The organism is Dietzia sp. CW19 (assembly GCF_014145265.1).
GTDB lineage: Bacteria > Actinomycetota > Actinomycetes > Mycobacteriales > Mycobacteriaceae > Dietzia > Dietzia natronolimnaea.
Window position 1 is genome coordinate 1 of record NZ_JAALEE010000160.1, and the last position, 8,705, is coordinate 8,705.

Genomic DNA, 8,705 nt, shown 5'->3' on the forward strand with positions numbered 1-8,705 from the left:
TGACGGCCACCCCGTCGGCGGTGACCACCTGGCCGGAGGCGAGGGCCGCCTCGAGCTCGGCGAGCCGGTCGGGGAACCGCCGGCGCAACTCCTCGGGGATGCTGCGGGGCCCCCGACCGGGGTCGGCGAGCCGGATCCGGACCGGGTCCACGCCGTCACGCAAGGGCAGTGGCCTGCGCGGTCGTCCGGACTTCGCCATAGGCAGAGCCTAGTCGTTGGGCTACACTCACTTTTCGCCCCAGGCACCTCATGCGTCACTCGCGCGCCAGCTGCCCCCTTCACCCCAGGAGCACCCATGATCGACGCCGTTGTCGACTTCTTCCTCTTCGGTCCCGGCCGCGCCTTCCTCCCGGCGTTCCAGGGCAGCTTCAACATGGCGTACCCGCCCAACGCCCCCTTCCCCGACGAGTTCTGAGAACGCCTCCACGAACCACCCGCGGCGGTATCCTCGGGCGTATGGCTTCACTCGAGAATTCCGTGGTCGTCGGCATCGACGGTTCAGCAGCCTCGACCGGCGCCGTCGCGTACGCCGCCAACACCGCCGCCACCCGGCGGGTCCCGCTCGTGCTGGTGACCAGCTACACGATGCCGGCCGCCATGTTCGCCGAGGGCATGGTCCCGCCCCAACCCGTCTACGACGAGTTGGAGAAGGAGTGCCAGCCGATCGTGGAGCAGGCCAGGGCCACCGCCCTCAAGGTCGCCCCGGACATCGAGGTCTCGCACGCGATCGTCGAGGGCAACCCCTCGCAGGTCCTGATCGACTACTCCCGCAAGGCCAAGATGATCGTCCTGGGCTCGCGCGGACTGGGCGGGATCAAGGGGATGGTCCTCGGTTCGGTCTCGGCCTCGGTGGCCAGCCACGCGTTCTGCCCGGTCGTGGTGACCCGCGAGGACACCGACGACCTCGACCGCTCGGGCCCGGTCGTGGTGGGGGTCGACGGTTCCGAGGTCAGCACCAAGGCCACCGCGTGGGCCTTCGCCGAGGCCTCAGCCCGCGACGCCACCCTGATCGCGGTGCACACCTGGATGGACCCGCAGGTCCAGGCCGCCGCCGCGGGGATCGCGCTGACCGACGAGGACTGGAAGCAGCTCGAGGAACAGCAGCTCGAGGTCCTGTCCGAGCGGCTCGCCGGCTTCTCCGACCGCTACCCCGACGTGCGGATCGAGCGGGTCGTCACCCGCGATCGTGCGGTCCGTGCACTCGTGGAGCAGGCCGAGAAGGCCCAGCTCGTCGTCGTCGGGTCCCACGGGCGGGGCGGATTCACCGGCATGGTCCTCGGCTCGACCAGTCGGGCGCTCCTGCAGGCCTCGCCCTGCCCGGTGATGGTCGTGCGCCCGGAGTCGCACTCGTGAGCGCCGGGGAGGACATCCGGGTGCAGCGCAATGCCGCCGCCGGCCGGTTCGAGATCGTGGTCGACGACGTCGTGGCGGGTTTCGCCGACTACAGCGACGCCGACGGCGTCAGGACCTTCCCGCACACCGTGGTGGACAAGGAATTCGGCGGCCGCGGCCTGGCCGGGCGGATGATCGGCGAGGCCCTCGCGGTCACCCGCGACGAGGGCCTGCGGGTGCGGCCCGCCTGCGAGTTCGTCGAGCGCTACGTCCAGAAGAACCCGGACTCGGCGGACCTCGCCTGAGAGCCACTGCTCACATGACACCTGAGGTGCAGGTGAGTAACGAATAAGCGACGATTAACCCCACACACGGCCCGACCGGAGGCGTTCGGGGCGCAAGCGTGTTCTGCTGTGGGTGCGGCTCGCACTCGGGCCGAGAAACTCTCGGGAAAGGACTACATCATGGGGACAATCATCGCCTGGATCATCATCGGCGGACTCGCCGGTTGGATCGCCTCCAAGATCATGAAGCGTGACGCCCAGATGGGCATCCTCGCCAACATCGCCGCCGGCATCGTCGGCGCGTTCATCGTCGGCTGGCTCGTCTCGTTCCTTACCGGCGGCAGCGAGGAAGGCGTTATGCCGGCGGCCTTCTCCATTCCCGGCGTCCTCGCCGCTATCGTCGGTGCCTGCCTCGTGATCTGGCTCGTCAGCCTCGTCAGTGGTCGCAGCAACCGCGGCACCCGCGTCTGATCAGGTCAGACCAGAACGTGCCGGACGGCCCGGCCCCGATCCATCGGGGCCGGGCCGTCCGCATTTCGACGCGAGCGCCCGACAATTCCGGCATCACTCCGATAGGCCGATAGTCTGTCCCCTGTGACGAGCGCACGGTCGACCAAACCCGGACCGCGGGAGCGGCTCCTGGCCACGTCGACCCGCCTGTTCTCCACGGACGGGATCCGCGCGGTGGGGATCGACCGGATCCTCAGGGAATCCAAGGTCGCCAAGGCCAGCCTCTACAACACCTACGGTTCCAAGGACGAGCTCGTCGTGGCGTACCTGCGGGCCATGGCCGAACGCGACCGCGACCTGTGGCAGCGACGCGCCGACGCCGCGCCGGACTCGCGCGGACGCATCCTCGCCTTGTTCGACATCGTCCGTGAGCGCGTGGAGCCCGCGACCCCCGGCTCGTGCCACCTCGCCGCAGCCATCGAGTTCCCCCGCCCCTGCACGGCCGGCGAGCACGCCATCCGGGCGGCGGTGTCCGACCAGCGGGCCTGGGTCGCCTCGACCCTCCGGTCCGAGCTCGCCGGCATGGGGCTCGAGGACCCCGACAACATCGCCGACCTGGCGGACCGGTTGGCGATCCTCCACGATGGTTCCGTCACCGCCGCCATGCTCGGTGAGGTCGAGACCTCGGCGATGACGGCACGGAGCATGGCCGAGCTCATCCTGGGGATGGTCACGGAACCCTCGTGACGCGCGCGGCGGGTGTGGTGGGCGAGGTGCTGGTGACGCTCGGCGTCGTACTGGCACTCTTCGTCGTCTACCAGGTGTGGTGGACCGACCTGGGCGCGGCGCGCGCCCAGTCCGCCGCCGACGCCGAACTGGACCAGCGGTGGGGTGGACAAGACAACCCGCGGGGTCGCGGTACGGGCGTCGACGACGGGGACCCGGGGCTCTCCGGACTCGCCGACGGCACCGCGTTCGCCCGTCTGTACATCCCCGCGTTCGGCTCGGACTACCGGTTCGCGGTGGTGTCCGGGACCAGCGACGCGGCGCTGGAGACCGGGCCCGGGCACTACACGGAGACCCAGGGTCCGGGGGAGCCTGGCAACTTCGCCGTCGCCGGGCACCGGGTGGGCCGGGGATCGCCGTTCAACGACCTGGACGCCCTGCGCTCGTGCGACGCCCTGGTGTACGCCACGGCGGACCGGTGGCTGGTCTACCGCGTACTGCCCGTGGACGCCCCCGACCGCGCCTCGGCCCGCGCCCGGGCCGCCGAATGCCTACCCACGGACCTCGCCGACCGCGCGACGTCCGGCATGTACGAGGGACTGTCCGGTGTCTCGGTGGTCCGCCCGGAGGACGTGTGGGTGATCGACGCGGTACCCGGACGCGCCGAGCCCGCCTCCCCCGACCTGCTGCCCCTGGCCACGCTCACCACGTGCCATCCGCAGTATTCGGCGGCGGAACGGCTCGTGGTGCACGCGGTACTCGAACGAAGCGAGGCGCGGGTACCCGGCGAACTCCCCGCCGAGCTGGGGGGTCGGTGATGTACGCCTGGCTCTACCGGAGGCTCCCCGGGCCCACGCCGGTGCGGATCGTGCTGGTCGTCGTCCTGATCGCGGCGGTGTTCCTGTTGCTGATGGAGGTGGTGTTCCCCGCGGTCGAGGCGCTCATGCCGTACTCCCACGTGGCGGTCGACCCGGTCGGGGCCTCGCCGCCCGCCCCCTGAGCACGTCGGCCCCCTGACTCAGTCGGCCACCCGGGGTGCGACGAGCTCGGCCACCCGCTGGACCTTGACCGACTGTTCCTGCGTGGACTGCACCGCCAGGACCTGTGTCCCGCGGGCCAGGACCACCAGGGCGCCCCCCGGGCCGCCGGTGCGGCCACCGGTCCACCCGCCCTCGACGTCCGAGCGCTCCGACTCGCCGACCGGCGCCGAGCCGTCCACCAACTCGGTGGCCCGCTCCTCCGACTCGACCGAGTACACGGTGGTCGTGAGCTGGACTGCCCCGTCGGCGCTGTAGAAGAAGCAGGCGGCGGGGTCGACGCGGTCGTCGATCCGCACGTCGGTGGCCAGCTCGCCGTTGAGCCTCGACGCCTCGTCGACCGACAGGTACGGGCACTCCGCACTGGTCACCGGCTCGACCTGCGGGATCTCCGGCTCGCTGGTCTCCGGCGGCGCGGTCCGGATCGTCCCCATCTCCGGCGCCGGCTCGGTGTCCCCGCCGCACCCCGCCATCACGCCGAGCAGGACGACGGACAGGGGTGCGAGAAGGGTCGTGGCGGCGATACGCATGATGACCAGGATAGGACCCGACCCGCTGGGTAAGGTCATCACCACCGAACTGAGAGACCGACACTCATCGACCACCGACGGGGAGGCGCCCACATGACCGGCCCACCCACGCAGGCGCAGGGCGCCGACCGCACCGAGCATCGCCGGCGCGAGCTGCGCGAGACCATCTCCTCGGTCGCGTTGGACCTGGCCCTCGAGCGGGGGCTCGACGCCGTGACGGTGGACCAGATCGCCAAGGCCGCCAACGTGTCCCGTCGGACGTTCTTCAACTACTTCCCCTCCAAGGCCGCCGCGTGCATCCCGGACGCCTTCCCCCCGGACCGCGACGCGGTGCACCTGTTCCTCACCGACCGGTCCGTGTCCACGCTGACCGCGCTCACCCGCCTGCTGTGGCTGCAGGTCGCGATGGCCCGGCAGGAGACCCCTCTGTTCAACCGGTTCCACGACATGTGGCGGCGGGAACCGGGGATCCGGACCGAGGTGTACGCGATCCTGTCCCGGACGGAGGAGGAGCTGGCCGCCCTGGTGGCCCGCCGGGAGGGCAGGGATCCCGGGTCCGTCGAGGCCGCGACGGTGGCGGCGGCGTCCATCGCGATCGTGCGGGTGGCGGTCGAGCAGTGGCGCACCGACGAGTCGCCGACCCTCCTGGAGGACCGGATCCGCGAGTCGTTCGACGCCGTCATCAGGGCGACCGAGATCCTCCCCGGCGACGCCTGACCCGTCCGGGCGGGCGTCCGCGGAGCGGTCGGGATCAGGGATCGGACGCCGACGTCGTAGGATCGGCCCATGCGATCGCAGCGACCCCGTCCCGGAACCGGGGGACGAATCGCCCGGGGGTTCGTGGCGTCGGCGGCGATGGTGGCCGTGTCGGGGTGCTCCGCGCTCGGCTTCTCCGACGCCGGCGAGACTGGTCCACCCCGGATCTCGCCGGAACCCCGGCCCGACATCGCCGCGGCGATGGTGGAGGGTCGTCCCGATCCCGACGTGCGGTTGAACGCGTGTGAACTCCTCGACCTGACGCCCGCCGAACTGATCGAGCTCACCGACGCCGACATGCCCGAGGTCGAGCCCATCGGCTCCGGCGATCTGGGCCTGATGTGCACATACGGCGGTCCGGGATCGCCCGAGTTGTACGAGATGCAGCAGGCGGAGGCGGACGCCGAGGCAGAAGCGGAAGACGGGGCCGAGGCGGAAGACGGGTCGGAGACGGGAACAGGCACGGCGACAGGGACGACGGCGACCGGGACTGCCGACCCCGGGGACGGGACGGGCGAGGAGCCCGAGTCCGTGGCGGGGGCCGACACCACCACGGAGGTCAAGCCCATGCCCACGACCTCGCCCACGACCACCCGGACCACCACCGGTGAGCGGGACGAGATCCCCGACACCTTCGCGGCCGGGGTGGTCAAGCCACGTGGGGGCCCCCAGGCCGCGCTGCGCGGCCAGTCCGCGATGTTGGGGGTGCGGTACGCGTGTTCGGAGATCCGCGGAGCCGACGGGGCGTCGATCGAGGATGCACCCCCGGCCGCTCCCGAGGCGCCCGCCCCGGTCCGACCCGAACTCGATACCGCGTACATCGACTGCGTGGCGGCCCCGGCCGGCGGGGGCGTCGAGGTCCACACGATCCTCATCGCGGACAACGACCTGTGGCACATCACGTTGATCAGCCCGGAGACGCCGCGTTCGCCCGATGCCGAGGCACGGGCACTGGAGGGCCTGCGCAGGGTCGCCGAGCACATCCTCGACTGAACCCGGGCCGCCCGGCGCGGAAATGGGGAACGACGCCGGAGCCCCTCAGCATCCGACGCCGTTCCCTCCTGCGGACTGCGCATCGCGCCTTCCGGAATCCACGCTCGCCTCGGAAGGCGGCGGGCCGACACCCCCCCAGGTGCCCCGGTATTCATACCGGCCCCTCGTCGTGAAGTAACAGCCCCTCGTCCGCACTTCACCTCGCCACCGCACCCCCCGGCCGGTGACTGGAAGAACTCTATGTTGCACCCGTGGCGCAGGCAAGGCCATGATCTGCGGTTCTTCTGTTGACTTTGGGTCAATAAACGGAGTCGGAGTATCTACCAGCGGTTCTGCGAGCGCCGTTACCAATGAACATTGGAACTGTCGCCCGGCGCCCCGGGGGCCGCACGGATCGGACCCGTGGAGCCCGCCCGGCGCAACGGGTACCCAGCCGCCCGCGGTCCGAGGTACTGTTACTGATGTTGCCTGTGTGGCGCATGTGATTTGAGTGAGTCGTGGCCCGACTCCACCCGCCCGAACCATCACCGCCGCCCGCCTGCCCGCGGCCGAAGGAGAAACGATGTCCCGCCGATCCCGCTTCCTCGCGACCCTCCTGGTCACGACCGGCCTCGTCGTCGGCCTGGCCCCCGCCGCGTCAGCGCAGTCCGTCGCCTTCCCCGGCCTGGAGTCGGCGCCCCTCCCCCAGCTGCCCGGGCTGGCCTCTCAACCGGTCCTCACGATCCCCGTGCCGGCTCCGCCGCGCCCCGCCGTGGAGCCGGTGGCGTCGGTCTACCCCACCCGCGACGAGACCGTGGGAGTGGCGCAGCCCGTCATGATCCGCTTCGACCGCCCCGTCGCCGACCGCGCCCGGGCGGAGGCCTCCGTGGGGATCCGCACGGCGCCGGCCGTCCAGGGCAGGTTCTACTGGGTCGGCGATTCGGAACTCCGCTGGCGGCCGCACGAGTTCTGGCCCGCGGGCACCTCGGTCACCGTGTGGGCCGGCGGGCGGGAGAACGTCTTCCGCACCGGCGACGCCGTCGTCTCGACCTACGACGACGCCACCCACCTGGTCACCGTCACCCGCAACGGGCAGATCGTCCGGACGATGCGGGCCTCCGCGGGGCGGGACGCCTACCCCACCCACAACGGGATCTACTACAACGGCTGGCGCGCCCGCGAGGTCCGGATGGACTCCTCCACCTGGGGGCTGTCCAGGACGGCGGGCGGATACGACACGACCGTCGAGAACGGGGTGCGCCTGAGCTACGACGGCATCTTCATCCACTCCGCCCCGTGGTCGGTCGCCGACCAGGGCGTCCGCAACGTCTCCCACGGCTGCATCAACCTCAGCCCCGAGGACGCGGCCTGGTACTACGACAACACCCGCAACGGCGATCCGTTCATCGTGGTGGGCGGCCCGGGACGGCAGTTCGGCGAGTTCGACGGCCAGGGGGACTGGAACTACTGAGCCGGCTGCCGGGCCGACCCCCGCGGGTCGGGGTGAAACACAATCGATATGGCGCACGACACCCTAAGAGAGTCCTCCGCCTAGTCTGAGAGGTACCCCTCGTCTCCGTCGTCCCCAGGAGTAGCAATGACCCGTTCGCCCCGGATCCCGGTCCTCGCATCGATCTTCGCCGCGGCCGCCCTCGTCCTGGGGCTCGCCCCGGCGGCGAACGCGCAGTCCGTGATGCCCCCGAGCCCGCCCGGCATCCCCCAGTTGGAGAACGCGCCGCTGCCCACCCCGCTCATCCCGGGTGTCGGGGCGATGCCGGTCCTCACCTACCCGGTGATCGGTCCCGACCGACCCGCGCCCGAGTACGGAGACGTCAACGTCTTCCCCACGCAGAACGAGATCGTCGGCGTGGCGCAGCCGGTCATGTTCTTCTTCGACCGGCCCATCGCGGACCGGGCCCGCGCGGAGGCCACGCTCGGCATCCGTACCGAGCCCCCGGTGGCGGGCAAGTTCTACTGGGTCAACAACTCCGAGGTGCGGTGGCGCCCGCACTCCTTCTGGCCGGTCAACACCTCGGTCACCGTCTGGGCCGGCGGCAAGCGGCAGCAGGCCTTCCGCACGGGTGACGCGCTGATCGCGGAATACGACGACCGCACCAAGCACATCACCGTGACGCGAAACGGCCAGCACGTGCGCACCATGCGGGCGTCGGCGGGGATGCGCGGCTGGGAGACCTACAACGGCGTCTACTACACGGGTCAGCGCGGCCGGAACGTGCGGATGAACTCCGAGGCCTTCGGGCTGCGGATCGAGGACGGCGGGTACGACTCGATCATCAACGACGCCGTCCGCCTGAGCTACGACGGCATCTACATCCACTCCGCCCCGTGGTCGATCGCCGACCAGGGCGTCCGCAACGTCTCCCACGGCTGCATCAACGTCAGCCCCGAGGACGCACGCTGGTACTACGAGAACTCGCGCAACGGCGACCCGTTCATCGTCAAGAACGGACCCGGTCGGCAGTTCGGCGCCTTCGACGGCCAGGGCGACTGGAACTACTGACGCGGGACGCCCGGCCTACCTCGGTGGCACGGGCGCGAGCACGCCGACGATGCCGTCCGCGGGCACGCACCGCGGCGGAGCGGACGCGGCGCCGCCC

At 71.1% G+C, this 8,705-nt stretch carries 11 protein-coding genes and 1 pseudogene; 10 read left to right on the forward strand and 2 right to left on the reverse strand.

What is annotated here, in order from left to right; all coding sequences use genetic code 11:
* A pseudogene (locus G6021_RS05580) lies at positions 1–199 on the reverse strand (pseudouridine synthase); the annotation flags it as partial.
* Positions 200–456: 257 nt separating this feature from the next.
* Here G6021_RS05580 and G6021_RS05585 point away from each other — a divergent pair.
* From G6021_RS05585 to G6021_RS05610, 6 genes are all read left to right on the forward strand, one after another.
* A complete protein-coding gene (locus G6021_RS05585) occupies positions 457–1,353 on the forward strand; it encodes a universal stress protein (RefSeq protein WP_182640821.1) in 897 nt (298 codons plus the stop codon).
* Complete coding sequence (locus G6021_RS05590) at positions 1,350–1,637, forward strand: GNAT family N-acetyltransferase (protein ID WP_179523577.1); 288 nt, start codon at positions 1,350–1,352, stop codon at positions 1,635–1,637. The genes G6021_RS05585 and G6021_RS05590 overlap by 4 nt, the downstream gene beginning before the upstream one ends.
* A 159-nt stretch (positions 1,638–1,796) precedes the next feature.
* A complete protein-coding gene (locus tag G6021_RS05595; RefSeq protein WP_182640822.1) occupies positions 1,797–2,087 on the forward strand; it encodes a GlsB/YeaQ/YmgE family stress response membrane protein in 291 nt (96 codons plus the stop codon).
* A 123-nt stretch (positions 2,088–2,210) separates the two neighbouring features.
* Positions 2,211–2,813, forward strand: a complete 603-nt coding sequence (locus G6021_RS05600; RefSeq protein WP_182640823.1) for a TetR family transcriptional regulator — start codon at positions 2,211–2,213, stop codon at positions 2,811–2,813.
* Entirely contained in the window at positions 2,810–3,610 is an 801-nt protein-coding gene (locus G6021_RS05605) for a class E sortase (protein ID WP_304816387.1), read from the forward strand. Before G6021_RS05600 ends, G6021_RS05605 begins: the two co-directional genes overlap by 4 nt.
* Complete coding sequence (locus tag G6021_RS05610) at positions 3,610–3,792, forward strand: hypothetical protein (RefSeq protein ID WP_182640824.1); 183 nt, start codon at positions 3,610–3,612, stop codon at positions 3,790–3,792. The genes G6021_RS05605 and G6021_RS05610 overlap by 1 nt, the downstream gene beginning before the upstream one ends.
* An 18-nt stretch (positions 3,793–3,810) precedes the next feature.
* Here G6021_RS05610 and G6021_RS05615 read toward each other — a convergent pair whose 3' ends face one another.
* A complete protein-coding gene (locus G6021_RS05615; RefSeq protein WP_182610643.1) occupies positions 3,811–4,359 on the reverse strand; it encodes a DUF2020 domain-containing protein in 549 nt (182 codons plus the stop codon).
* A gap of 93 nt (positions 4,360–4,452) precedes the next feature.
* Here G6021_RS05615 and G6021_RS05620 point away from each other — a divergent pair, with 93 nt between their 5' ends.
* From G6021_RS05620 to G6021_RS05635, 4 genes are all read left to right on the forward strand, one after another.
* The gene (locus G6021_RS05620; RefSeq protein WP_179523581.1) at positions 4,453–5,076 is read left to right on the forward strand and encodes a TetR family transcriptional regulator; all 624 of its coding nucleotides are present in this window, start codon (positions 4,453–4,455) and stop codon (positions 5,074–5,076) included.
* 69 nt (positions 5,077–5,145) lie between these two features.
* Positions 5,146–6,108, forward strand: coding sequence for a hypothetical protein (locus G6021_RS05625; protein WP_182640825.1), 963 nt, complete (start codon positions 5,146–5,148; stop codon positions 6,106–6,108).
* Positions 6,109–6,670: 562 nt separating this feature from the next.
* A complete protein-coding gene (locus G6021_RS05630; protein ID WP_182640826.1) occupies positions 6,671–7,558 on the forward strand; it encodes a L,D-transpeptidase in 888 nt (295 codons plus the stop codon).
* Positions 7,559–7,684: 126 nt separating this feature from the next.
* Entirely contained in the window at positions 7,685–8,608 is a 924-nt protein-coding gene (locus G6021_RS05635) for a L,D-transpeptidase (protein WP_182640827.1), read from the forward strand.
* Positions 8,609–8,705: the final 97 nt, after the last annotated feature.